The organism is Paucibacter sp. B51 (assembly GCF_027863535.1).
Lineage (GTDB): Bacteria > Pseudomonadota > Gammaproteobacteria > Burkholderiales > Burkholderiaceae_C > Paucibacter_A > Paucibacter_A aquatilis.
Map to the genome: position 1 here is coordinate 1,683,068 of NZ_JAPIVN010000001.1, position 24,825 is coordinate 1,707,892.

Annotated in this window: 24 protein-coding genes; 8 read left to right on the forward strand and 16 right to left on the reverse strand. The window is 65.6% G+C overall.

Going from position 1 to position 24,825, the window contains the following annotated elements; all coding sequences use genetic code 11:
- The first annotated feature begins 30 nt into the window (after positions 1 to 30).
- From OOB33_RS07145 to OOB33_RS07155, 3 genes are all read left to right on the forward strand, one after another.
- Complete coding sequence (locus OOB33_RS07145) at positions 31 to 1,212, forward strand: class I SAM-dependent rRNA methyltransferase (RefSeq protein ID WP_102768239.1); 1,182 nt, start codon at positions 31 to 33, stop codon at positions 1,210 to 1,212.
- Positions 1,213 to 1,457: 245 nt separating this feature from the next.
- On the forward strand, positions 1,458 to 2,627 hold the full coding sequence (locus tag OOB33_RS07150; protein ID WP_223696823.1) for a trypsin-like serine protease: 1,170 nt from the start codon (positions 1,458 to 1,460) through the stop codon (positions 2,625 to 2,627).
- 297 nt (positions 2,628 to 2,924) lie between these two features.
- Complete coding sequence (locus OOB33_RS07155) at positions 2,925 to 3,953, forward strand: trypsin-like serine protease (RefSeq protein ID WP_271008167.1); 1,029 nt, start codon at positions 2,925 to 2,927, stop codon at positions 3,951 to 3,953.
- Positions 3,954 to 4,036: 83 nt separating this feature from the next.
- On the opposite strand, the gene OOB33_RS07160 is transcribed toward OOB33_RS07155, so the two are convergent.
- Positions 4,037 to 4,525, reverse strand: a complete 489-nt coding sequence (locus OOB33_RS07160; RefSeq protein WP_271008168.1) for an Lrp/AsnC family transcriptional regulator — start codon at positions 4,523 to 4,525, stop codon at positions 4,037 to 4,039.
- Positions 4,526 to 4,709: 184 nt separating this feature from the next.
- Between OOB33_RS07160 and glmS the strand changes: the two genes are divergently transcribed.
- Positions 4,710 to 6,581: a glutamine--fructose-6-phosphate transaminase (isomerizing) gene (glmS, locus tag OOB33_RS07165; protein WP_271008169.1), complete on the forward strand. Its 1,872-nt coding sequence runs from the start codon at positions 4,710 to 4,712 to the stop codon at positions 6,579 to 6,581.
- A 531-nt stretch (positions 6,582 to 7,112) separates the two neighbouring features.
- On the opposite strand, the gene OOB33_RS07170 is transcribed toward glmS, so the two are convergent.
- From OOB33_RS07170 to OOB33_RS07215, 10 genes are all read right to left on the reverse strand, one after another.
- Positions 7,113 to 8,282: a serine hydrolase domain-containing protein gene (locus tag OOB33_RS07170; RefSeq protein WP_271008170.1), complete on the reverse strand. Its 1,170-nt coding sequence runs from the start codon at positions 8,280 to 8,282 to the stop codon at positions 7,113 to 7,115.
- A gap of 114 nt (positions 8,283 to 8,396) precedes the next feature.
- Positions 8,397 to 10,238 (reverse strand): hypothetical protein, encoded by a 1,842-nt coding sequence (locus OOB33_RS07175; protein WP_271008171.1) that lies wholly within the window; start codon positions 10,236 to 10,238, stop codon positions 8,397 to 8,399.
- Positions 10,231 to 11,187, reverse strand: a complete 957-nt coding sequence (locus OOB33_RS07180; RefSeq protein ID WP_171828237.1) for an ABC transporter ATP-binding protein — start codon at positions 11,185 to 11,187, stop codon at positions 10,231 to 10,233. The genes OOB33_RS07175 and OOB33_RS07180 overlap by 8 nt, the downstream gene beginning before the upstream one ends.
- Positions 11,188 to 11,206: 19 nt before the next feature.
- The gene (locus OOB33_RS07185) at positions 11,207 to 11,620 is read right to left on the reverse strand and encodes a GntR family transcriptional regulator (protein WP_271008172.1); all 414 of its coding nucleotides are present in this window, start codon (positions 11,618 to 11,620) and stop codon (positions 11,207 to 11,209) included.
- 727 nt (positions 11,621 to 12,347) lie between these two features.
- Complete coding sequence (locus OOB33_RS07190; RefSeq protein WP_102769629.1) at positions 12,348 to 13,202, reverse strand: AraC family transcriptional regulator; 855 nt, start codon at positions 13,200 to 13,202, stop codon at positions 12,348 to 12,350.
- A gap of 81 nt (positions 13,203 to 13,283) precedes the next feature.
- A complete protein-coding gene (locus OOB33_RS07195) occupies positions 13,284 to 13,754 on the reverse strand; it encodes a DoxX family protein (RefSeq protein WP_271008173.1) in 471 nt (156 codons plus the stop codon).
- A 94-nt stretch (positions 13,755 to 13,848) separates the two neighbouring features.
- Positions 13,849 to 14,583, reverse strand: coding sequence for an HvfC/BufC family peptide modification chaperone (locus OOB33_RS07200; protein WP_271008174.1), 735 nt, complete (start codon positions 14,581 to 14,583; stop codon positions 13,849 to 13,851).
- Between the two features lie 191 nt (positions 14,584 to 14,774).
- A complete protein-coding gene (gene bufB / locus OOB33_RS07205) occupies positions 14,775 to 15,608 on the reverse strand; it encodes an MNIO family bufferin maturase (RefSeq protein ID WP_243392786.1) in 834 nt (277 codons plus the stop codon).
- 31 nt (positions 15,609 to 15,639) lie between these two features.
- Positions 15,640 to 15,957 carry a BufA1 family periplasmic bufferin-type metallophore gene (locus OOB33_RS07210; protein ID WP_171827335.1) on the reverse strand — a complete coding sequence of 106 codons (318 nt, stop codon included), beginning with the start codon at positions 15,955 to 15,957 and terminating at the stop codon, positions 15,640 to 15,642.
- A 75-nt stretch (positions 15,958 to 16,032) separates the two neighbouring features.
- A complete protein-coding gene (locus tag OOB33_RS07215; RefSeq protein WP_102768224.1) occupies positions 16,033 to 16,536 on the reverse strand; it encodes a YHS domain-containing (seleno)protein in 504 nt (167 codons plus the stop codon).
- A gap of 564 nt (positions 16,537 to 17,100) precedes the next feature.
- On the opposite strand from OOB33_RS07215, the gene OOB33_RS07220 reads away from it, so the two are divergent.
- Genes OOB33_RS07220 through OOB33_RS07230 form a run of 3 tightly spaced genes read left to right on the forward strand, consistent with a single transcriptional unit; the run spans position 17,101 to position 19,362 of the window.
- Positions 17,101 to 17,475, forward strand: a complete 375-nt coding sequence (locus tag OOB33_RS07220) for a DsrE family protein (protein ID WP_102768223.1) — start codon at positions 17,101 to 17,103, stop codon at positions 17,473 to 17,475.
- Positions 17,476 to 17,497: 22 nt separating this feature from the next.
- Entirely contained in the window at positions 17,498 to 18,430 is a 933-nt protein-coding gene (locus tag OOB33_RS07225; protein WP_271008175.1) for a pyridoxamine 5'-phosphate oxidase family protein, read from the forward strand.
- Positions 18,427 to 19,362, forward strand: a complete 936-nt coding sequence (locus tag OOB33_RS07230) for a PDR/VanB family oxidoreductase (RefSeq protein ID WP_271008176.1) — start codon at positions 18,427 to 18,429, stop codon at positions 19,360 to 19,362. Before OOB33_RS07225 ends, OOB33_RS07230 begins: the two co-directional genes overlap by 4 nt.
- A gap of 25 nt (positions 19,363 to 19,387) precedes the next feature.
- Here OOB33_RS07230 and OOB33_RS07235 read toward each other — a convergent pair whose 3' ends face one another.
- Positions 19,388 to 20,407, reverse strand: coding sequence for a zinc-dependent alcohol dehydrogenase family protein (locus OOB33_RS07235; protein ID WP_271008177.1), 1,020 nt, complete (start codon positions 20,405 to 20,407; stop codon positions 19,388 to 19,390).
- Between the two features lie 141 nt (positions 20,408 to 20,548).
- On the opposite strand from OOB33_RS07235, the gene OOB33_RS07240 reads away from it, so the two are divergent.
- Entirely contained in the window at positions 20,549 to 21,217 is a 669-nt protein-coding gene (locus OOB33_RS07240) for a TetR/AcrR family transcriptional regulator (protein ID WP_271008178.1), read from the forward strand.
- A gap of 119 nt (positions 21,218 to 21,336) precedes the next feature.
- On the opposite strand, the gene OOB33_RS07245 is transcribed toward OOB33_RS07240, so the two are convergent.
- The 4 genes from OOB33_RS07245 to OOB33_RS07260 all read right to left on the reverse strand — a co-directional run bounded on the left by OOB33_RS07245 (position 21,337) and on the right by OOB33_RS07260 (position 24,644).
- Positions 21,337 to 21,822, reverse strand: a complete 486-nt coding sequence (locus OOB33_RS07245; RefSeq protein WP_102768218.1) for a nuclear transport factor 2 family protein — start codon at positions 21,820 to 21,822, stop codon at positions 21,337 to 21,339.
- A gap of 98 nt (positions 21,823 to 21,920) precedes the next feature.
- On the reverse strand, positions 21,921 to 22,532 hold the full coding sequence (locus tag OOB33_RS07250; RefSeq protein WP_271008179.1) for a glutathione S-transferase family protein: 612 nt from the start codon (positions 22,530 to 22,532) through the stop codon (positions 21,921 to 21,923).
- A gap of 8 nt (positions 22,533 to 22,540) precedes the next feature.
- Positions 22,541 to 23,164 carry a glutathione S-transferase family protein gene (locus OOB33_RS07255; RefSeq protein WP_271008180.1) on the reverse strand — a complete coding sequence of 208 codons (624 nt, stop codon included), beginning with the start codon at positions 23,162 to 23,164 and terminating at the stop codon, positions 22,541 to 22,543.
- 37 nt (positions 23,165 to 23,201) lie between these two features.
- Positions 23,202 to 24,644, reverse strand: coding sequence for a dihydrolipoyl dehydrogenase (locus tag OOB33_RS07260; protein ID WP_271008181.1), 1,443 nt, complete (start codon positions 24,642 to 24,644; stop codon positions 23,202 to 23,204).
- Positions 24,645 to 24,825 lie beyond the last annotated feature (181 nt).

Consider the following 24,825-nt stretch of genomic DNA (forward strand, 5'->3'; position numbering starts at 1 on the left):
ATCCACACTTCCAAAGAAGAAAGCGAAGCGATGAAGAAAATCGTCATCCGTGCCGGCAAGGAGCGCTCGCTGCAGCGCCGTCACCCTTGGGTGTTTGAGAGTTCGATCGCACGCGGCAGCGCCGATGCGGGCGAGACCGTGCGGGTCGAGTCGGCCGAGGGCGCCTTCCTGTGCTGGGCGGCGTTCAGCCCGCAATCTCAGATTCGCCTGCGTGCCTGGAGCTTTGACGAAGGCCAGCGCATTGACGCTGCCTTCTTCCGCCAGCGTCTGGACCGTGCCCTGGCGGTGCGCACACGCCTGCCGATTGCCTCCGATGCGCTGCGCCTGGTTCACGGCGAGGCCGATGGCCTGCCGGGCCTGATCGTCGACCGCTATGGCGACACTCTGGTGGCCCAGTTCCTGTCCAGCGGCGCCGAGCGCTGGAAGGCGGTCATCGCCGACCACCTCTTGGCCGCCACCGGCCTGAGCCGCCTGTTCGAGCGATCGGATGCGCAGGTGCGCGAGTTGGAGGGCTTGCCCCAGGTGACCGGCTGGCTGCGTGGCGAGGGCGCCACGGAAGTGACGATCAGCGAACACCAGTGGCGCCTGAGTCTGGACGTGGCCGAGGGCCACAAGACCGGCTACTACCTGGACCAGCGCGACAACCGCAAGAAGTTCGCCGACACCGTGCGCCAGTACGGCTGCCAGTCTGTGCTGAACTGCTACAGCTACACCGGTGGCTTTTCGGTGGCGGCGCTGGCGGGCGGGGCGCAGGAGGTGGTCAGCGTGGACTCCTCGGCGCCGGCCCTGGCCCGCGCCACGGCCCATGTGGCGCTGAACGGCTTTGCGCCCGAGTTGCACCGGGCGCTGGATGCCGATGTCAACGCCACCTTGCGCGGTTTTCTGAAAGAAGGCCGGCAGTTCGACGCCATCGTGCTGGACCCGCCCAAGTTCGCGCCCACGGCCGCCCACGCCGAGCGCGCCGCCCGCGCTTACAAGGACATCAACCGCCTCGGCCTGCGCCTGCTCAAGCCGGGTGGCGTGCTCTTCACCTTCTCCTGCTCGGGTGGCATCAGCCCGGATCTCTTCCACAAGATCGTGGCCGGTGCGGGCCTGGATGCCGAGGCCGATGGCTTCATCCTCGATCGCGTCGGCGCCACGCCCGACCATCCGCAGACCATCTGCTTCCCCGAGGGCGAGTACCTCAAAGGCTTGCTGATCCTGAAAAGCTGAGGCCTGCGCCGCTGCTCTTTGTGCGCTTCGCAGGGCGGCGGCGCGCTTCCTGGTGGTTTCCCTTAGTGGAAATTCCTGCCCCGGCTGAAGGGGGTGAAGGGCTGGGAAGCCGTGCCATATTCACGACCTGGGTTTGTTTGAAACCAACCCGAAACCATCCACCCGCCGCGGCCAGAAGCCGAAGAGCACAAACAGGGTGGACAGATCGTCGCAAGACAGAAGCACAGCATCGAGAGGGACTCAGCGTGGCAAAGAACAAAGCAACTCTTCACTGGATCGCGGCGGCCGCCTTGTTGGCCATGGCCGGCGGCGCACAGGCACTGGGCAATCAGCAGGCGCCGAACCAGAGCCTGCCCAGCAGCGTGGGCGGCCTGGGCAATCTGGACCCGCTGACCGGCAACACCAGCTCGCCCTCGAACTGGCGCTTCGCCCCCGGCCAGAGCATTGCCGGCGTGGCCGGCCTGCTGGACGGCGTGGCCCGTCTGAGCTTCACCACCAGCGGCGGCGGCAGCTATGGCTGCTCCGGCTCGCTGCTGGCCGGTGGCCAGTATGTGCTGACCGCGGCGCATTGCGCCGATGACTTCACCTCGATGAAGGTGCAGTTCGGCTGGTTCAATGGCACGGCCACCGTGACCCGCAACGTCGCCGTCGGCGACGCCATCCTGCACCCGGCCTGGCAGGGCTTCAACAACTCGGCCGACAACGGCTCGGACATCGCCATCCTGAAGCTGGATGCGGCCGTGACCACCATCCAGGGCTACAAGCTGAGCACCACCAACGATGTCGGCAAGACCCACATCATGGCCGGCTACGGCACGACCCAGAACGCCAACGTCAACTCCGGCACCAACTGGAACGATGGCGCATACGGCCACTACGCCTTCAACACCTTTGACGTCGACAGCAAGACCTTCAACAAGGCCGTGGGTGACACCCTGGGCGCGGGCTGGGGCTACAACCCCGACTACTACCGCCATGGCGTGACCTATATGGTCGATTTCGATCGTGGCACCGCAGCCAACAACACCCTGCAACGCATCGCCGACGCCACCGGCAACCAGTTCAGCAGCGATCTGGGCCAAGGCGGCGTTGAAGGCCTGATCGCCGGTGGCGATTCGGGTGGCGGCGACTTTGTCTGGAACGGCTCCGAGTGGGTGCTGTCCGGCGTGCATTCCTGGGGCTGGCAAGGCAATGCCACGAATGGTTTTGGTGCCTGCGACTTCCTGGGTCTGAGCGGTTGCGACAACGCCATGAACAACAGCGCCAGCTATGGCGATCTGTCCGGTTCCACCGCGGTGTTCTCGCATGGCCAATGGATCGCTTCGGTCACCGCCGTGCCCGAGCCGCAAACCTACGCGCTGATGGCTCTGGGCCTGCTGGCTGTGGGCGCCGCTGCACGCCGTCGCAAGGCTTGAGCATGGCCGCCTCGAAGCCCGGGCCGCGGCCTGGGTTTCGGGCCTCAAACAAGCGACCTTCGGGTCGCTTTTTTCATGCGCTTGTCATGGAGGCGCAGAGGGCAATCCGGGTTTGTCCCGGCCCGTGATCCGGGGGGCATGGCGCCTTGGGCTCATGGCATATTCACGGCGCGGTCACACGGGCTCGCGCTTCCGAACAGGAGGCGAGGTGCGGGCCTTGGGCGACGAGGGCTCATGGCCTGTGCTCACCCTTCCGCGCATCAACACAAAGACACAGTCTTCGAGGAGAACTTTTTTATGAACCACCCCTCCACACGCATGCAGCGCGGCCTGATCGCCGCCGCTGTGGCCTTGACGGCCAGCGCATCGGCCATGGCGCAAACCTCTGCCAGCGATTACTTCGTCGGCAAAGAGGCTCTGGTGGTCTCCACCGGCAACCCGGCTTCCTGGGTCCTGCAACCCGGCGCTGACAGCGGTGCGCTCGATGGCGTGGCCCGCTTGCTCTATTCCAATGACCAAGGCGGCTGGATCTGCTCGGGATCCCTGCTGGCTGGCGGCCAGTATGTGTTGACCGCTGCACACTGCGCCGACAACTTCAACTCGATGACGGTGGACTTCAAGCAAGGCGCCGTGACTCGCAATGTGGTCCAGGCTTGGGTGCACAGCGGTTGGACTGGTGCCCTGGGCACCGGCGCTGACATCGCCATCGTCAAGCTGGACCAGGCCGTCACCGACATCAACGGCTTCGCCCTGAGCACCAGCAACGATCTGAAGAAAGACTTCCTGCTGGCAGGCTATGGCCTGACCGGTACCGGTGCCACCGGCAACAGCGGCGGCTTCGACTGGGGCAAGGCGCACTACGGCTACAACACCATCGACGTGGCAGATCAGGGTGCATTCGGTGTCGAGTACATCAGCGACTTTGACAACGGCAGCAACGCCAAGAACGCCATCGCGCGCCTGGGTGCCGCCTGGGGTACGGGCTGGACCAGCAGCACCGGTTTGGGTGCAGGCCTGGAGGCTCAAATCTCCGGCGGTGACTCCGGCGGCGGTGATTTCGTCTGGGATGCCGACAACAACCGCTGGCTGCTGGCTGGCGTGCATTCCTGGGGCTGGGGTGCCTGCAATGCCGCGCTCGGCGTGGAAGACTGTGATGCCCTGGCTGGCACCAACTCGAGCTTCGGCGACCTGGCTGCGTCCACGGCCGTGTTCTCGCATGCCGAATGGATCGGTTCCATCACGGCCGTGCCCGAGCCGCAGACCTATGCCTTGATGGCCCTGGGCCTGCTGGCCGTGGGCGCCAGCGTGCGCCGCCGCAAGGCCTGATCACTGCACGACACAGGCGACAGGAAAGGCGACCTTCGGGTCGCCTTTTTTCTGGGCGCCTGGCTTTGGTGGGGTGACGGGCTTCAGAGCTTGGGCAGGGCAATGCGTGGCTCGAATTTGCCGCGCCGCACGCTGAAAAAGGCCTTGACGTTGCGCACATTGGCATCCTGCGTGAACAGGCGCAGCACCAGGGCCTGGTAGGCCGCCATATCGGGCACCTGCAGGATCAGCACAAAGTCCGGCCCCGGTGAGACCTGGTAGCACTGCTGCACCGCCGCTTCACCCAGCACACGGGCTTCAAAGGCCTGCAGATGCTCGGCGCCCTGGCGGTCCAGCGTGATTTCGACGATGGCGCTCAGGCCGGCGCCCAGCTTCTCGGCCGAGAGCAGGGCGACGCGCCGCTCGATGATGCCGCTGTCCAGCAGGCGCTTGACCCGGCGCAGGCCGGTGGCGGGCGAGACATGGGCTTGCTGTGCCAGGTCCTGGTTGGACAGCGAGGCGTCTTGTTGCAGCAGCTCCAGGATGCGCAGATCGGTGGCGTCCAGGCTCAATGACTCGATTGAATCGTTCATTTCAATTCATTCCGTGAAATATGTTGTCGCACAACATGATGGGTGATTGATTATTTCAATCTGATTGAAAAATTGAAAGCAATGATTTCAATCCTGTGCCTACGATGCGCTCCATTGCAACCTCATGCAGCGTGCTCAGGTCCTCAGCGACGGAGCGCCGCAACATCTTCAGGAGACCAGAGTCATGTGTGGAATCGTCGGTGCCGTCAGCCAGCGCAATATCGTCCCCATCCTGATCGAGGGCCTCAAGCGCCTCGAGTACCGCGGCTATGACTCCTGCGGCGTGGCGGTGCACCAGGACGGCGGGCTCAAGCGCGCCCGCAGCACCTCGCGCGTGGCCGAGCTGACCGGCCTGGCCGCCGAAGACGGCATCGCCTCCGGCACCGGCATCGCCCACACCCGCTGGGCCACCCACGGCGCCCCCGCCGTGCACAACGCCCACCCGCATTTCTCGCATGGCCCCAGCGCCGGTTCCGACAGCGTCGGCCGCATTGCCTTGGTGCACAACGGCATCATCGAGAACCACGACGAACTGCGCGCCGAGCTCAAGACCCGCGGCTATGTCTTCACCAGCCAGACCGACACTGAAGTCATCGCCCACCTGATCGACCACCTCTACCAAGGTGATCTGCTGGAGGCCGTGCAGCAAGCCCTGCCGCGCCTCAAGGGCGCTTACGCCGTGGCCGTGTTCTGCCGTGATGAGCCGCACCGTGTGGTGGCTGCGCGCGAGGGTTCACCCCTGGTGCTGGGCGTGGGCATGGAGGCCGCCGATGGCGAGCATTTCGTCGCCTCCGACGCCATGGCCCTGGCCGGCGTGACCGACCAGATCGTCTACCTGGAAGAGGGCGATGTGGTGGACCTGCAGCTGGGCCGTTTCTGGATCAGCCGCTTGAACGCTGAAACCGGCCGTTATGAAGCGCAGCAGCGCGAGGTGCGCACGGTGCACGCCCACAGCGGCGCGGCCGAGCTGGGCCCCTATCGCCATTACATGCAGAAGGAAATCTTCGAGCAGCCGACGGCGATCGCTAATACGCTCGAAGCCATCACCAGCATCAGCCCCGAGCTCTTCGGTGACGGCGCCTACGGCATCTTCAAGGAAGTCGATTCGGTGCTGATCCTGGCCTGCGGCACCAGCTACTACTCGGGCTCCACCGCCAAGTACTGGCTGGAGTCGATCGCCAAGATCCCCACCAGCGTGGAGATCGCCAGCGAGTACCGCTACCGCGACAGCGTGCCCAACCCGCGCACCCTGGTGGTGACCATCAGCCAGAGCGGTGAAACTGCCGACACCCTGGCCGCACTCAAGCATGCCCGCGCCCAGGGCATGAAGCACACGCTGACCGTCTGCAATGTCTCCACCAGCGCCATGGTGCGCGAGTGCGAGCTGGCCTACATCACCCGCGCCGGTGCCGAGATCGGCGTGGCCTCGACCAAGGCCTTCACCACCCAGCTGGTGGGTCTGTTCCTGCTGACCCTGGCCCTGGCCCAGACCCGCGGTCACTTGAGCGAAGCGCAGGAAGCCGAGCATGTGAAGGCTCTGCGCCACCTGCCCGTGGCGGTGCAAGCCGTGCTGGCGCTGGAGCCCCAGGTCATCGCCTGGAGCGAAGAATTCGCCCGCAAGGAAAACGCACTCTTCCTCGGCCGCGGCCTGCATTACCCGATCGCCCTGGAAGGCGCCCTGAAGCTCAAGGAAATCAGCTACATCCACGCCGAGGCCTACCCCGCCGGTGAACTCAAGCACGGCCCCCTGGCCCTGGTCACCGCCGAGATGCCCGTCGTCACCGTGGCGCCCAACGACACCTTGCTCGAAAAGCTCAAGAGCAATATGCAGGAAGTCCGCGCCCGCGGCGGCCAGCTCTACGTCTTCGCCGACGGCGACACGCAGATCGAAAGCGAGCCGGGTCTGCACGTGATCCGCATGCCCGAACACTACGGCGCCCTGAGCCCCATCCTGCACGTGATCCCGCTGCAGCTGCTGGCGTATCACACCGCTTGCGCACGTGGAACGGATGTGGACAAGCCTCGCAACCTGGCCAAGTCGGTCACGGTGGAATAAGCGTTAGGTATAGTTTTTGACGCCAAAAAACAAAGTTCGTCGGATAAAAATTAGGTTCGTCGGGCGTTCTTTGCATTGTGGGATCAATGCCGGTCCAGGTGATCGGTGGCTGAACTCGCGAGAGTAGCTTTGGCGTCAGCTCGGCTGAACTTCCGCCCTGTGAAGTTGCAGCATTTGTTTGCACGGGCTGCAACAGGTTGATCTGAGACGTTCGCCACCAGAGGCCTGAAAGGCGGGGGCGACGGACACCGGTCATCAAACGTCCCTCGACCGATCCCACCAGGTCCGGTCGCCCGAGCAAGGCTGGTCGTGCAAGACGGCCCGAACGAACGCGCTCGCAGATGGTGCTCGGCTCAAAGCGTCCCTTTGCAGCCGTAGGCCCAAGCGTCGCGGTCGTCCGCAACGTGCCCAAAGCCAAAGTACAAATCCAGGGTTGAGGGTTGTCACTGCAGCGGTTGCTGCCGTGCGCAGCCTGCGAACTGAAGTGCGGTCAGTACCCCAGGCCGACTTGCGCTTCGGCTGCTGTAGCGGTCAACGGCTCTCGGGCAAGGCCTTGGGGACAGGGCTCTGCACCGGCTCGTATGCTTGGCCGGCAAGAATGGCCTCGACCGCCCGGCTGGTGGCGTCGATGCCCTTGTCCTCGCCGTTGTTGCTGAGCAGGACGATGTCGATGTCCTGGACGGGCAGATGACTAAGCTCGGCCTTGAAGGCACGCCAATGGCCACCATGCGCGATGCGCGGCTGTTGCAGCGCCGAGGGGCGCAGGCCGAATCCCAAGCCATAGGGGATCTGGCTACCGTCTGTCAGGCGGGTTGGTGTGGTGGCCTCGCGCCAGGCGCCAGCCGACATCGCCAGCCCGCTGCGCAGCGCCCGCGACCAGATCAGTAGGTCGCCCACAGTGGAGTAGATGCCACCCGCCCCCTGCAGGTAGAAGCCGGGAATCTGGTCTTGGGCTCGGCGCTGGCCATCGGCTGTGAGCCGGAAGCCGTAGGCGCGGGCAGCAATGCCGGCCTCGTTGTCAGGCATGCGCAAGCGGGTGTTCGTCATGCGCAGCGGGTCGAAGAACTCGTGCTTCAGAAAGTCTGCGAACGACAGGCCAGAAACCTGCGACACCACTCGGGCCAGGAGCAGGTAGCCTGTGTTGCTGTACTCGAAGCGTTCGCCGGGCGCGAACTTCGGCACTGCCTTCGAAGCCGCCAGCACCTGCACCAGGTCCTCGCCCAGCAGGGGCGCGACGACCTTGCCGCTGCGTAGCAGCTGCGTGTAGTGGGCCATCGCATCCGGCACGCCGGCACTGTGGTTCAGCAGCTGCCGCAGCGTCATGCGCGGGTACGGAAAGCTCGGCAGATGGCGGTCTACGCTGTCGTCCAGCTTGAACTTGCCTTGATCGACGAGACGCAGGACTGCGGCGGCAGTGAATTGCTTGCTGACCGAGCCGATGTCGAAGGCGTGAGCGGTGCTGAGGGCACCCTGGCCATCGATGCCGGCCTCGCCAAATGCGCCGTCATAGACCACCTTGCCGCCGCGGGCGACCAGGAAGCTGCCATTGCAGACCTGGGCCGCATGGCACTGCGAGAAGTAGCTGTGCAGCAAGGCCGTCGAGTTGGACGGGTGGGCTTGCGCATGGCCGGGCGCATGGCAGGCGAGCAGGAGCGCGAGCAATCGGAGCAAGGCGGAGGGCGGATTGGAGCGGATGGGCATGGCAGGGCTCATGTCAGTGGTTGGGTTGAGACGGCTTGTCGTCGGGGGAGGTGATCAGCAAGGCGTCGACATCGATGCCCAACTGCCCCAGGCCTGTGCAGGTGCAGCCCGTGGCTAGGTGGCGACCGCTCGGCGCGGTCCGGGTCGCGTGTCTTGTCGAGCCTCGGCTGTCCGAGCTTGTCGGGGCCGCATCAGCAATCCGGCTGCGAGCAAGGCCGGCAGGCCGATCAAGCCGCAGACCGACACCCAGACCAGCCCGGCGCCAAGGCCCTGGCGGCGCCGGTGGGCCAGCCAGGCAGCCATGGCGGCCGACAGGCCCAGCAAGGCGTAGCCCACCGACTGGATAGACCCTGGCGGCGCCAGGGCTTGGCCCTCCATCTCAACACCACCCTGGCGCCTGAACACAGCCCCATCCAGCGCCATGAGCAACTCATGCTGCAGCGGTGAGACCGCCCAGTAGATCCAGCAGTAGGCGTCTCCGAAGCTTGGCTTCAGCGCCTGCGAAAGCAGCGTTCGGCCCTGCCCGGACTCATCCACCCGCAGCAGTGTTTGCCAAGGCCGGCTCGGTTCCAAGGGGCGGCCCTCCAGCATCAAGACCAACCAGCCCTCCCCGTCCTTGAGCACGGCGATGCTACGCAGATCGCGTGAACCATGGGGCAGTGGCTGGCGCCAGCGCAACGTGCCACGGCGATCCAGCAGCAGGAGCTCGCGGTTGCTGAGCATCAGCAGGTCCTGCTCGGAGCCCAGCGCCACCGGCCTGGCGATGAAGCGGTCTTGCGCGCCCGGCAGCGTCAGCAGGGTCTTCAGGCGGGCGCCGCCGGACTCAGGGCGCAACAACTCAGGGCCCAGTACCATCCAGGGACCCAGCTGCATCGGTGGCGACGTAAAGCGCTGCTCGGGCGCTATCGGCTCCGACGGCTCCAGCAAGCCCTGACGCCCCAGGCGGCCGACTTGTTGGCCGTTGTTGTCAAAGGCCAGGTAGACCTGCTGGGCGTGGCTGAACTCCATGCGCCAGCCCCGTTCGACCCAGTCCCAACTCAGCGACATGCTCCGGCCCGGCTGGAAGCGCACCGGCATGCGATCGAAGGTCGGGTACAGCATCGCCACCGGCAGCGACTTCCAAGCCTCTGGATCGATCTTGCGCCCCTGCGCCTGGCCCAGGCTCTCGGCCAACTGCTCGCCCGGACCCAGTCGCTGAAGGGCCTCGTAGCTGCCCGTCGCGGGCTGCCGTTCGAACTGTGGGTGGCTTCCCGCCGCCGCCAGCACCGCCTGCGTGCCAACTGCAGCACCGATCTGCATCACCACGGTCAGCACCAGCACCATCGGCAGGCCGAGCAGCAGTAGCCAGGCTTGGCCGCGGGGTGAGCTGGCAAGATCCGGCTTGAACAGGCGGTCCAGACCCGCCAGCAGCCACAGCACCAGGGCCAGCATCGGCCAGGGCAGCCAGGGCACCGCCAGAAACTCGGCGACCAGTAGAAAGGGACTGGCAAGCAGCAGGAGCGCCCAGCGCCCAGGCGCCAGCACCGCGATCGAGGCCGCCAGGTAGCCGGCCAGCGCCAGCAACCAGGCTTGCAGGGTCAGACCCAGCTGCCAGGGCTCAACCACGCCGCCCGACAGCGAGGCCACCGGCAGAGCCAGCGCAACCGGCAGCATGATCATTGCGGCCAGCAGCGAGGCGGCCGCACCAACCAGGCTCAGCATCAAGCGCCTGGGCGCCAGCGGCCGGTGCAACAGGTTCAGCCAGACGTTGGCACGGCTGTAGTTCCACATCTGCCAGCCGCCCAGCAAGTGGCCCACGACCACATAGCCTGCGCCGATCAGGCCCAGCAGGCCGATGTTGGGCTGGCTCATATCGGTCAGTCGACCGAGGTAGGCCAGGCCGGCGAAATTGAGCAGCGCCAGGCCCAGAGCCCAGCCACGGTAGCGGCGCATCTCCGCCCACATCAGTTCAGGCATGTGCCGACTCCTTCGATTCATCCTTGGCGCGGCGTGGTGCCGCATGGTTCTTGGCGAGAAAGGCGTTGATCGCACGGTCCAGGCCCACCGCCGCGCTGATGGCCCGGCGTGCGCCCAGCGCTTGCAATGCGGCGGACGTGGCCTCCTCAGGCTGATCGAGCAGCAGGAGCTGAGTGATGCCGTCGACGGTCTGGCTCTGCAGATACCCAGCCAGGCCGCGCAGCTCCGGCGCCTTGAAAGGGAACTCGATCTGCCAGAGCCGCACACGCTCGCAGAACGCGTCGGGGCTGGATTGGTGGCGGAGCTCGCCACGCTCCAGCACCACCAGGTGATCGGCAATGCGTTCGATCTCCTCCATCTGGTGCGAGCAGTAGACGATGGTGGCCCCGTCTTGCTGACCGCTGAACAGCAGGGCCTCCAGGAAGGCGCGCTTGGACACCACATCCAGGCCCAGGGTCGGTTCGTCGAGGATGAGCAATTCGGGCTGCTGGGCCAGTGCCAGAGCCAGGCTCAGCCCCGCGCGTTCGCCCCGTGAGAGCTCAGAGACGCGCTGGTGCAACTCCACGTGGAAGTGCCCCAGCACCTCGTCGAGCAGGCCAGCCTGCCAGCGCCCGATACCAGGTGCGGCATAGAGGCGCTGCTGCATGCGGATCAGCTCCTTGACCACCATCCAGCCCGGCAGGCTGTGCTCTTCGTTGACGAAGCCGATGCGCGCCCGCTCCGAAGGGCCAAGGGCTTGACTGTCCACGCCAAGCACGCGGACGCTGCCGCTGCTGGGCGCCATGAAGCCCAGCAGGATGCGAAACAGCGTGGACTTGCCTGCACCGTTGGCACCGACGATGGCATGCACGCCGCCGCGCGGCAGGCGCAGGCTCAAGTCACTCAGGGCCTTCTTGCCCGGGCCGAAGCTGCGACACAGCGCCTCGGTCTCAATTACCCATTCGCTCATTGGTCCTCTTCCTCTGCGTTCAGGCGCGCTTACGCGGCTTGCTCAGGACGGCAAGCTCATCAGCCAATTGGCCCAGCATCTGCTTGGGCGTGAAGTCCAGGCCTAGCACCTCGTCCACGAAGCGGTTGCAGGCAGCGTCCAGGCGACGCTGCTGCTCCTCTTGCGACAGGCGCTGGCGCGGCTGGGCCACGAACAGGCCCAGGCCCGCTCTGGCATCAAGCCACCCCTCAACCGTCAGCTCCTGGTAGGCCTTGGCGACCGTGTTCGGATTGATCAGCAGTTGCTGTGCGAGCCCGCGAACGCTGGGCAGCATGTCGCCCACCTGCAGCTCTCCGGCCGCCACTTGGCGCCGGATGGCATCGGCGATTTGTCGTGTGATCGGGCGAGGGTCGCCGGGCGCAATGTCGAGGATCAAAGGAGCGTGGCGCGGCATTTGCGTCCTTACTGTATTAGTTCAATGAGTACAGTATAGGCGCTCCAGCGCACATCGAACGGTGCAGGAAGTCATGTGGGCGCCGTTGAGGGGCGCGTGCTCCCGTTGGCTCGCAGGAACGCTCGCTTGGCAGCATGCTCCCGCGCCCCTGCGCCCCTGCGCCCCTGCGCGGGTACGTACCGCCATCGGGGTGCGCTCAGGTGCCGACCCCACGGCTCGTCTCGCTGGCTCGGCGGACCTTCCCAGCCACTTTGGTAGCGTTTGAGGTCGTTCCTTCGGCCGCTTCAGCCTTCTTGAAGCCATCAACGCCGGCGCGCGGACGACGTACTGGGTAACGAGGCGTCGGTCGTCAGTCGAACCTCCGGTGCTGGTGGCCGCGGTCGCTCAGCCGGCCGAACGAGAGCGACTCACATCAGCCTATTTCTGGTGTTCGGCGAGTTTCCGCTTTGGGCACATGGCTGCCATACGGGCGCCGACAGCAACAGTTGGCAACCGCTGGCTGAGTGGCCTTTCACAGTGGCAGCAAGGAGCTCCGGGGAGCAGCAGTTTTTTCCAAGCCCGATCCGGGTCGAATCGGCCAAGATCTTGCAAAGAAGCAAAGCCTGTCACTGCTGAATCAAGTCGGTCGGGGCTTGGTGAAGAAGAGGCCGAAAGGCCTCTTCTTCTTATGGGCAGGTCATTGATTGAGTGAATGAATGAGTGTGTGTGCGAGCCTGCGAAAAAGGCATCAGGTGCTGTGGAGCGCAGCGCGTGCACCTGCTCGCTTGCTTGCCAACCATTCGGTGGGCGCCAGACCCGTCTTGAGGACGAAAGCCCGGGTCAGCGCAGAGGCACTGCCGTAGCCCACCTCGTCTGCGATGTTCTTGACCTGGCGGCCCTTGCCGAGGAGGCTCTGTGCCAGGCCAATGCGCCAGCTCGCGAGGTAGTCGCCCGGTGATTGCCCGATGATCTGAGTGAACTGCGCTGCAAAGCGTGCGCGCGACATGCCAGCCACGATGGCCAGCTGCTCCAGCGTCCAGGGTCTTGCCGCGTCGGTGTGAATGGCGTGCAAGGCCCGGGCCAGGCGAGGATCGGCCAAGCCGCCGAGTACGCCGGCTTTCAAGTGCCCTTGCTTCAGCACCTCCCTCAGCAGATGGATGAGCACCAGCTCGCTCAAGCGGTCGACGGCGGCCGCTCGCCCCTGGCGTTCGGCGAAGGCTTCGTCAAACAGCAGCTGCAGGCTCATTTGCAAGCCAGGGTGGTCCTCCAAGGGCACGGCCAACATGGCGGGCAGCTCTGCCATCAGCTGCTGACCCAGCGCCGCACCGCAGACCACCGATGCGCAGATCAGATCGGGCCCGTCGACCTCGGGCGCGCGCAGACGGTGCGGCGTGGCGCGCGGAAAGAAGAGGGCAGCCGGAGCACTCACGGTTTGTACCGAGCCGTCGGGCAGCAGGACATCGAGCTGCCCCTTTCGCATCACATGCAAATGGCCCACACCCTGTCCGTCATCGAAGTTCGCGACGCCGCAGAGTTGCCCCGAGAAGAACACACGCGTTCTCAGCTCGAAGCGTGTCAACAAGGTATCGATTTCGTCTGACATGGAGGCCTGCATCTGTGCCGGGGAGATGCCGCATCATCGACGGCATGAGCCATCGGCACCAAGCGCATCCATCGCAAGAGCTCATTGCATGGGGCGGAACAATCGCTTGGACAGCATGGCGTCGACGGACAGTGCTCCGGCACCCCGGGCCAGGATCAAGGCCTGCAGGCACAACCAGCTGAGGTGCGTGGGCCACGCGTCCGGGTAGACCAGGAACTGGATCACCAGGGTCATGACGAGCAGACCCATGGATGCATAGCGTGTGGCCAGACCCAGGATCAACAGGATCGGCAGCGCATGTTCGGCCAGCGCGGCCAGCAAAGCAGCCTGCCCAGGTTCCACCCAAGGCAGCTGGTACTCCTCCGCGAACAAGGCCACGGCCGAGTCGCTCAGGGTGAACCATCCGTCGACCTTGGTTCGCCCGGAGCGCCAGAAGATGCCCGCGAGCGCCAGGCGAGCCGCCAGCAGGAGGACGGTGTTAGAGAAGAGGCGTCCGGCCCCGTGAATCAGGGCTTGGTGCGCATGCGAGAGCGTGGGAAGGCGGGCGTTCACGATGGGTTCCTTGTGGGGGGATGCTCGGTGACATGAAAGTTGCGGGTGGGGGCGGCGAGGCGCAGCCGCTTGATTCCGTCAGGGTCAGGGGTGCCTAGGGCATCAGCAGGGCGCCCTTGTCCAGCAAGGGGCTCAGCGCCGCCTGCAGATCGAAGGGACGGTCTGGCGATGCCTTGCTGCTGGCATGGGCCGCGGCTTCGGCAAGGCATTGCCCGGAGGCCAGCGCTTCCAGCAGATGCAAGCTCGCCAGCGGAACCTCGTGCACCCAGACATGGTCCTCAGGCCGGGTCACCAGCACGCCGGTGAGCTCCTGGGGCTTGATTTCGATCTCGGTGCGCCCGGCGCGTGCCTCGCGCCAGAGCTCGACCAGTGCATATCCAGGCGCAGGCTTCCAATGGGTCGACGGTGCCACCTTCAGTTGCAGGCCTGGCAAGGCATCGGCTGGAAGCGTGGCCAAGCGAGTCGCGGTCAGCGGGAGGTGGTCGCCTGCTGCATGGGCGCGCATGCACATCCAGTCGACCCAGGCCAGATCGCTGGTGTAACGGGCCAGTTGAGCGTGCTCCAGCGCGGCCAAGAACTCGGGGAAGCCATCGCCGTACAGAAACAAGCGGCCTTCTTGAGGCGGGTGGGCACGCGCGAATGCGGTCGCCGCCGGCCAGAACCAGGGGCCGCCCAACCATTGGGCGACGCTGAGGAAGTTGGCTTCCAGGGCCTCGATGGCCGCGCGCAAACCGGTGTTGGCATACACCGCGGTGGCCGCTGGCGCCGGGGCCAGCCCGGCTTCGACGTCGGTTCCGGCCAGCAAATGCCAGCCGTCGATGCTGGTCAAGAACTGGGTGTAAAAGCTCGAAGGGCTAGGGAAGCTCTGCATAAATCGGGGCGACACCGTGGAGTGCGGATCGGGATGGTCTGCAAGGCGCAGCTGGAAGCCAATAGCCGTAGCTATTGGCGAGAGGTGCAAGGCGGCAGACCGCCCGAGGCCGCGCTGGCAGGGGCCGGCCTGATGGATGCAGAGCTTCCCTAGTCATGGGCGAAGCTCCAGGCTGGAGTGGCGGCCTGCACCCGCTCGCGCTCTTGCCAGAGCACCGAGAACTCAGGCACGTCTGCGTCCCACTCCAGCAGCGTGGGGCGCGGACCGATGCGTTGGCACAAGGCGGCGTACAGAGCCAGCACCTCCTCAGAAACGGGGCGATCGTGGGCATCGATCAGCAACCGGGGGCCGAGTTCGGGATCCTCGCTGTGCCCCGCGAGGTGGATCTCGCTGATGGCCTCGATGTCAATCTCCGCCAGCCAGTCGCTGGCGTGCTGCTGGATGTTGACGGCGCTGACGTGGAGGTTGTTGACATCGACCAGCAAGCTGCAGGCCGTGCGTCGCACCACCTCGTTCAGGAACTGCGCTTCGCTGAACTCGTGGCCCTCCAGGCTCAGGTAGTGACTGGGGTTCTCCAGCGCCAGGCGCATGCCTGTCAGCTGCTGCACCTGGTCGACATGGGCGACGACCCGTTCCAGCAAGGCGCGGGTGCGCGGTGCCGGCAGCAAATCAGGCACATAGCGTGTTCCGAGGCGAGACCAGGCCAGGTGCTCAGACAGCCGGACCGGTTTGATCCGGTCGATCAGATGTCGAAGGCGGCGCAGGTGCTGCAGATCCAAGGGCTCCGGCCCGGCCAGTGAAAGCGAAACACCGTGGAGCGCCACCGGGTGGCGCTCGGCCAGCGCTGCCAGCATGCGCGGGCGCGGCCCGCCGTCGGCCATGTAGTTCTCGGGGTGGACCTCGAACCACAGGCCTTGGGCTTGCGCCTGCATGGCTTGCTGAAAATGCTGAGGCTTGAAGCTCAGCCCGATACTTGGCTGCACGATGGCGCTCTCTCTTGCGGCGAAACAGGGGCTAGATCGGGGTGACCCGCGTGATTCGCGTGATCGCCGTGATCGGCGTGAGCGATCCCTGGCCTTTCGGGGTCTTGGTGGTGACGCAGGTACCGACGGGCACCTTCTTCCAGGCATTGCCTTGATAGTCCACCTTGGAGGTCCCGGCGCAACTGGTGCCAGGGCCAGCGGCGCAGTCGTTCTGCCCGGCCAGCGAGATGCCGTAACACTTTTCCATGGCAGGCTTGCTGCTGCTCGGCTTGTTCTCTGCGGCCTGGGCTGCGCCCTGTACAGCCGCAGCCAAAGCCAGGGCTGTGATCACATGTCGTCGAGTGCTCATGATGTGTAGGGAGTCGGTTGGGGAGAGGGAAGGAAGGACGCGCCGGGCTCAAGTCAGCGCGCCCCCGCTTCAGGATCAAGCCAGGGACTTGGGGGTCTTGGCCTTGATCGAGGGCCAGTTCGCATCGGCCTTCTTGTTGTTGCCCGGGACGTCTTCCAGCCACTTCTTTTGAACGTCCTTGTTGACGTTCAAGTGCAGCTTGCCGTCCACCAGCTTCCAGGCTGCCGGGTCGCCGTCCAGCTTCTTCTCCAGGGCCACACCCATGGCGCAGAAGCCGCCGTAGGCCGGTTCGTACTTGTCCGGGTTGGCATTGAAGGCATCGCGGTTGGCGGCGCTGGCGAACAGATAGGTCACGCCCTTGTGCTTGGCCGAGAACTCAGCCTTGCCCGCCGTCGGCGCGCCCACGGTGTGATAGGCCACGGGGTCATGGCCACGCAGGCCAACACCCTTGCTGTCGATATTCACGACAGCGGCAGAGTTCTCGTCATAGGCGAAGGCCGCAGACGGGGCGAGGCCGGCCGTCAGTGCGGCAGCGGCGGCGATGGAAATCAGGGAAACACGGAAATAGCTCTTGGACATGATGTGCCTTTCTTGGGCGGATCGGTTGGTGGTTTTGAATGACTCGGCTCAGGCCAACCCCTGAGTACAAGCTGAAGTGCTGAAAGTGATCGGCGTGCAACGATGAAAGTCGCCGCGACTTCGGGTGTCACAGCAGCTGGGGCAGGGCTTCTTGCGTTTGCATGTCCTGGCCCGACTGCATGGACTGAACTTTAGGAATCGAAGCGCTTGCTGAGGTGACTGCGCGTCTCGTTCGCTATCCCATTCGTCTTGAACAGCCGAGAAGGCGCTCACCCCGCCGACTAGCGCGGCGCAGGAGATGACCGGGTTTCGCGTGGGGCCAGGCCTCACATCCGTGGCCATCACCGTGATCTCCCATCCCATCTCATCTCATTCCACCTATCCGAGGCTGCCGAAGCAAGCCCAGCAGGCCTGCAGCAGGGCGGCCATTCTTCCGCGCGCCGTAACAGCCCATTGCCGTGCAAGTGATTTCTGAAGTGACGCTCGATCCCTAGAGTTCAGTCCCAGGCCTGCAGCACACCGCAGGACCTGAATCACTCTGAATCCAACCCACCAAGGAACCCCATGAAAGCAGCCATCATCATCTTGTCCGACCCGAAGAACGGCGGCGAAGACGCGCTCGGTCGCATGTTCAACGGCCTGGCCGCCGCCTATGACTTCAAGCAGCGCGGCACGGACGTGTCCATCTACTTCCAAGGCGCAGGCACCCGCTGGCCCGGTGTGATCAGCCAGGCCGATCATCCCGTGCATGCCCTGTTCAAGGCGGTGGAAACCGAGATCGCTGGCGTGTCCTGCGGTTGTGCCGATGTGTTCGGCTCGCGTGAAGAGGCGGTGAAGAGCGGCTTTGACCTGATCACCGACAACAGCGTGCCCGGCACCTCCGGCCTGCCCAGCCTGGGCAAGCTGGTGGCCGACGGCTTCACCGTCTTCACGTTCTAAAGCAAGACAAAGGGAGACGACCATGGCCTATGCATTCCATGAAGGCGAGCGTGCCGTGCAAGCACGCGCCGGAGAGTCTGCGATCGCAGTGCGCAATGCCGGTGTGATCACCGACACAGTGATCGCCGGCGCCCGCCCCTTCATCGAAAAGCAAGTCATGGTCGCCACCGCGACCCGCACGGGTCGGGGCCAGGTCTGGGCCTCGCTGCTCTTCGGGCCACCTGGCTTTCTGCGCAGCCCCGAAGGGCGCAGCATCGAGATCGCGTCGGCGCGCGCGCAGCGCCAGGCCGACGACCCCTTCTGGCAGGAGCTGGACCTCGGCTCGCAGGCCGGCCTCTTGTTCATTGAGCTTTCGACCCGGCGCCGCTACCGCGTGAACGGCCATGTCGAGCATGTCGATGGGCAGCACGTACGTGTGGCCATCGATGAAGCCTACCCCAATTGCCCCAAGTACATCCAGCGACGCCATCCGCAAGGCGCCGTTGATGAAGCATCTCCAGCGCAGCCCGCGAGCGTGCAACGCGGCCAGGCCCTCGATGAAGCCAGTGCTGCACTGCTCGATGCGGCAGACACGCTCTTCATCGCCAGCGGCGCACCGGGCGGCTCGCTCGATGCCTCGCACCGTGGCGGCCCCACTGGCTTCATTGAGCGCCTCAGCGCACGTCGCTTGCGCGTGCCCGACTATGCCGGCAACAGCATGTTCAACACCCTGGGCAATCTCGCTCTGGATCCGGCCTGCGGACTGGTGATTCCGGACTTCGCCAATGGCCGCCTCCTGCATCTGACGGGCCGCGCCGAGCTGCTCTGGGATCAGGCAGATCCGAAGGGCCTCACCGGGGGCACCGGTCGTTTTTGGGAGTTCGAGATCGAGGCCTGGTTGTTGCGCGAGCACGCCATGGCTTTGAGCTGGGAATTCCTGGACGCTTCGCCCTTCAACCCCAAGGTCACTGCATGAAACTGATCGTTCACCAATTGCAGCGTCACGGCACGGACGTGCTTGAAATCCGCCTGCGTCATCCGCAGGGTCAGGTCTTGCCTCCGTGGTCCGCTGGCGCACATCTGCGGCTGCAACTGCCGGTTTCCGGCGGTCAGTGGCTGGAGCGCCATTACTCCCTCATCGGCACGGAGGGCGCGGCCGAGGAGTACCGCATTGCGGTGCTGCTCGACCCGGCCTCGCGGGGCGGCTCGCGCTGGATCCATGAACAACTGGCGGCAGGGCAAGCCCTCGATGTGGACGGCCCCTTCGACAGCTTTCCCTTGCAAGCCGAGCAGGGCCGGACCGTGCTGGTGGCCGGCGGCATTGGCATCACGCCCATGCATGCCATGGCCCACGCCTTGAATGCAGCCGGCCAGCCCTTTGAGCTGCACTATCTGGCGCGCAGCGAGGACCGGCTGGTGCTGCTCGACGAGCTGCGGGCGCTGTCCCACGCGCAACTTCATCTGCACGTGGGTGCGAACCCGCCGGCGCTGGAGGCGTTGCTGGGTACTTTCAGCGCCGGCGCCAGCCTGCACGCCTGCGGTCCGGTGCCTCTGCTGAATGCGCTGCGTGAACGCGCTGCAGACTTGGGCTGGCCGGGCGCTGCCTTGCACTTCGAGAGCTTTGGCACCCGATCGCAGCCAGGCGACCGGCCGATTCGCGTCCATCTGGCGCAAAGCGGCATCGCAGTCGAGGTTCAGCCGGGCACCAGCATCCTCGATGCCTTGATTGCCGCCGACGCCTTTGTGGCCTACGACTGCAAGCGCGGTGAATGCGGGCAATGCCACAGCCGCGTGCTGGAGGGCAGCCCGCTGCACCGTGACGTCTGCCTGAGCCCCGCGCAACGCGCCGAGGGCCTGTGCACCTGCGTGGGCTGGGCCAGCAGTGAAAGCCTGACCCTGGATCTTTGACCCGATCGCAGGGGCAGACAGGCCATCAGAGGCAGATCACCAGCTTGCCGAAATGCTGCGCGGAGGCCAGGTGCGTGTAGGCCGCAGGGCTGTCCTCGAAGTCAAACACGCGATCAACCACGGGGCGGATGCGGTGCTGCGCCATGAACTGGTTCAGGCGCCGGAGCTGGGCCACCGAGCCCACGCAGATGCCGTCGATGCGGGCGTTCTTGAACTGCAGCGACTGGATGTCGGGGCGGGCATTGAAGCCGCTCAGCACGCCGATCTGTGCGATGCGCCCACCCGAGGCCACGGCACGGATGGAGCGGTCATAGGTGTCCGGGCCGCCAAGCTCGAGGATGTGGTCCGCGCCCAGCCCCTCGGTCAAGCTCAGAACTTGCTGGTCCCAGTCCGGCGTTTCGCCGTAATGGATGGTGGCCCAGGCGCCCAGTTGGCGGGCACGTTCCAGCTTGGCATGCGAGGAGGAGGTGACGATGACACGAGCCCCGACCGCAGCGGCCAGTTGCAGGCCGAACAGCGCCACACCACCGGTGCCTTGCACCAGCACCGTCTCGCCGGCCTTGACCTGGCCGCGCTCAAACAAGGCATGCCAGGCGGTCAAGCCGGCACAGGGCAGGGTGGCGGCTTCTTCATCGCTGAGGTGCGCAGCGGGTGCCACCAGCGACTGAGCCGACACCAGCAGCTTCTGGCTCAAAACCCCGTCGGTGTTGCCGCCGCCCAGGGCCTCTTGCAGATGGGCAGGGTCAAAACGGCCATCCACCCAGGCCGGGAAGAAGTTGGGGCTGGCGCGATCGCCCACCTGCCATCCCTGCACGCCGTCGCCTACGGCCAGCACCGTCCCGACGGCATCAGACAGAGGCACAAGGCCATCGCGTGCCGCCCCGCTGGCAGCGCCTTGCAAGGTGAGCAGGTCGCGGTAGTTCAGGCTCGCCGCGCTCACCTGCAGAAGCACCTGGCCGGCAGCGGGCTCGTGATGGGCTGCGCCGGTATGCGCCTGCAGCTGCGCTTTGGCGTCCTTGATGCGAATTTGAAATTGCTGATTCATGATTTCCGATTTATGTAGTGATCGATACATAAATAGTAGCGTTCGAAAGCCGGTCGCGGTGTTCCGCGTGGCGAAAGACTGAATTGCTCGCGCCTGCAATCTCCGCACTGTCATTTGTGTAGGGATCAATACAATTCATCCATGCCTAAGCCGAGATCAGCCACCACCTCTACCCATGACTCAGAGGGCAGCCGCCTGCCTGGGCGCCCGCGCGGCTTTGATCGTGCCGCGGCCCTGGACTTGGCGCTGGATCTGTTCTGGCGGCATGGCTACGAGGGCGTGTCCACGGCCACGCTGGCGAGTGCGATGGGCATCGCGCCGCCCAGCCTGTATGCGGCCTTTGGCAACAAAGAATCGCTCTATCGCGAATGCCTGGATCTCTACGCGCAACGTCATGGCGCTTTTCTCGGCGACGCCCTGCTGTCCGATTTGCCGGCGCATGCTTGCATGGAGCAGGCCTTGCGGGCGGCCTGTCGCCAGTACACCGACCCTAGCCACGTCGCCGGCTGCATGGTGTCGGCCGCCGGCCTGCAGGGTGCGCCCGCCCATGCAGCTCAGCACGCACAGACCGAAGCCATGCGTCTGCAGGCCAGACAAGCCATCGAGCAAAGGCTCAAGCGCGCTCGCGCCGAGGGTGAGTTGGCCGCAGGCACCGACTGCGCGGCCCTGGCCGGCTACTTTGCGCTGGTGATCCAGGGCTTGGCGATCCAGGCGCGCGATGGCGCCAGCACCAGCAGCCTGCTGCGCATGGTGGACGTGGCCATGGCGGCCTGGCCGGCAGAGGCGAACACAGGTTCTCTCGGCCGCTAACTCGGGGTTTCCACACGCAGTCTTGCGTACGCCCGAGTTGCGGCCGCCTAAGAAAAAAAAAGGGCGCCCCAGCTGGGGCGCCCTGTGGCGAGAGCTCGTCTGAAGTCAGGCCTGTATGTTCACAGACCCAGATCACTCAGCGAGGGGTGATCATCCGGGCGGCGGCCTTGGGGCCAGTGGAACTTGCGCTCTTCGGGCTTGATGGGCAGGTCATTGATGCTGGCATGGCGCACCGCCATATAGCCCAGGGCATCGAATTCCCAGTTCTCGTTGCCGTAGGCGCGGTACCACTGGCCCGAGTCGTCGCGCCATTCGTAGGCGAAGCGCACGGCGATGCGGTTTTCGCTGACGGCCCACAGTTCCTTGATCAGTCGGTATTCCTGCTCCTTGGCCCATTTGCGTTCCAGAAAGGCCTGGATGGCCTCGCGGCCCTGGAAGATCTCGGCCCGGTTGCGCCATCGGCTGTTGGCCGTGTAGGCCTGGGTGACGCGCTTGGCATCGCGCGTGTTCCAGGCGTCTTCGGCCGCGCGGACCTTTTGAATCGCCGTCTCGCGGCTGAACGGGGGCAGAGGGGGGCGCGGCGCGTCGGGGGATGTGGTGCTCATGGTGCTCGCAAAGCTGGGGTGGAGAAATCCGGCGGCGGTGCTTGCGGCGCCAGCCACAAGCAAGTCCCGCCGGGTGAGATCGGGGTGATGGGTGTTGTTCATTCTTGAGGACTGGGGCGCCACAGGCCCGGCATGTCCACATGGCCAGGCAGGGCCTGAATGCGAGCCAGCCAAGCCACCAGATGGCGGTGCGGAGATAGATCCAGGCCGCCCTCGGGTGCGAGGGCGATGTAGGGGTAGACGGCCAGGTCGGCGATGCTGGGCTGATCGCCCTGCACCAGCCAGGGCTGATCGCGCAACTGCGCATCCAGCAGCTTGAGCAAGGCCTGGCTGCGCTGCGTGGTGGCCTCCAGATCGATGGGGCGGCCGAACTTGCGGTGCATGCGCATCAGGGACGGCCCATGCGCCACCTCATTGGCGGCCGTGGACAGCCAGGCTTGAATGGCCGCCAGGCGGACCGGGTCCGCCGGCCACCAGGCCGGGCCGCCGTAGCGAGCCGCGAGATAGACCAGGATGGCCTGGCTGTCACGCACCACCACCTCGCCGTCCACCAGCACCGGCACTTGGCCGAAGGGATTCAAGGCGAGGAACTCGGGCTGCTTGTGCGCGCCGCCGGTGGGTACTTCCGCCTCATGGGGCAGCCCCAACAGGGACAGCATGAGGCGCACCTTGTGTGCATTGCCGGACAGGGGGAAGTGGAACAGCTTCATGATCATCCTCAGGCGGCATGGACAGGATGGAGAGCTCGCTGAACAGCGGGCCGACTTGCGATGCGCTGGAGCCAGTCCTGCACCGCGGGGTAGGGTTCGAGCCGGACGCCGGCATAGTCGGCCACGCGCAGCCAGCCGAAGTGGGCAATATCGGCCACCGAAAAGCTCTCGCCGGCCAGCCACCTGGCTTCTTGCAGCCGTGTCTCCAGCACGGCAGTCAGGCGGCGCGATTCCGTCTGATAACGCTCGATGCCCACGGTGATTCGCTCGGGCTGGCGCATGAACCATCCTGCTTGCCCGAACATGGGGCCGACGCCGCCGACCTGGAAAAACAAGTACTCCAGCGCACGAATGCGCTCCCTTGGATCGGCAGGCATCAAGCCGCCAAATTTGTCGGCGAGGTAGAGCAGGATGGCGCCGGACTCGAACACCGACACCGGCTCGCCGCCCGGCCCATCGGGGTCGACGATGACCGGGATGCGGCCATTGGGATTGAGCGCCAGAAAGTCCGGGCGCTTTTGCTCTTCACGGCCCAGATTGACGGGCACGAGGCGATAGGGAGCGCCCAGCTCTTCGAGTGCGATGGGGATCTTCACGCCGTTGGGCGTGGGGGCGTAGTAGACGGCTATCATGGTTGACGGTGTTTGGGAGGTGATCAATGGGTGGCACTCAAGCGCCCGGTCCGCAGTCCTGGCAACGTTCCACGGGCGGTGGGCCCATGCGCAAGTCGCGCTGCAACAAGCGCAGCGCGGTGCGCAGGCCTTCTTCGATGACCGGGTGGTAGAAGGGGCTGTCCACCATCTGCTGCACGGTGTCACCGCGCTGCACCGACCAGGCGAGCAGATGGGCGAGATGTTCGGCGCGTGGCCCCAGCATTTCTGCGCCCAGCAAGCGCCCGCTGCCCACTTCGGCGTAGACATGCAGCGCGCCGCGGTTGACGCCCATCACGCGGCTGCGGCCCTGGTCGGCAAAGGACGCCTGGCCGGCGAGAAACGGCGTGCCCGCCGCCTGCAATTCGGCGTGGCTGCGCCCGGCGATGGCCATTTGCGGATCGCTGAACACGATGGCCAGGGGCGCACGGCGTGGCCGCACGCGCACATCGGGCCAGCGGCCGGCGTTGTCGCCCGCAATGCGGCCTTCGTCGGCGGCCTCATGCAGCAGCTCCCGCTCACCATTGGCATCGCCAGCGATGAAGATCGGGCTGTTGCCGACCTGCCCGGTGTGGGGGTCGAAGGGCAAGCGTCCATCGGCTTGCAGGGGCAGACCGCTGTGCTCCAGCCCCAGGCCCGCCAGCCGCGGACGGCGCCCGGCGGCAGCCAGGGCATAGTCAAAGCGCTCCACACGCCCGTCCAGTTCCAGCAGGACTTCGTCGCCCTCGCGCCGCAGACGGGGCGTGGCTTGGTTCAGCGACAGCGCCAGTTCGCTGCTGAACAGCTCGCCTGCCAAGGCCTGCAGTGCCGGGTCGGTCAGCGGGCCCACGCGCTGGCTGCGGCCGAGCACGCGCACCCGAACACCCAGGCGATGCAAGGCCTGGGCCAGCTCCAGCGCAATCACACCGGTGCCCAGCACCAGCACCGCTTGGGGCAGGGTCTGCCAATCGAACAGTTCATCGTTGCGGATCAGCCGGTCACCCAGCGCTGCCGACCAGGTCGGCTCGATATGAGGCTCGGAGCCGGTGGCGATGACGATGCGCGCCGCATGCACCCGATGCAGCTCGCCGTCATGGCCTTTGACTTCCAGTGTCTGGGGTGCGGTGAAGCGCGCCCAACCGTGCAGGCGGTGTTCCGGCGCCCAGGCCTGTACGGCTTCGGTGACAAAGCCCACAAAGCGATCGCGCTCGCTGCGCACCCGGGCCATCACGGCCGCGCCATCGATACGAGCAGGCCTGTCGATGTGCACGCCAAAGCGCCCGGCCTCGGCCACGGCATGGGCCGCCTCGGCGGCCGCGATCAGCAGCTTGCTGGGCATGCAGCCCACACGGGCGCAGGTGGTGCCGTAGGGGCCGCCTTCGATGGCGAGCACGCGGGGGGTATGTGCCAAGGCTGCGCGGTAGGCGGACATGCCGGCCGTACCGCTGCCGATGATGGCGACGTCGACATGGTGCTCACGCATGCAGCATTCCTTTGGAGGGCGAGGTTGTCAGCCAAGCGCCAGCCGCTCGGCAAGGCCTCCACTGTGCGCAGTTGTCGCCCTCAAGAGAAGCCCCATTGCAGCGAAGTCACTGCTACGCAGAGCGGAACAATGGCTGGCTTGAGGCTGCCGCCGTGCAATCCGTGCGCCAAAGACTTGCCGG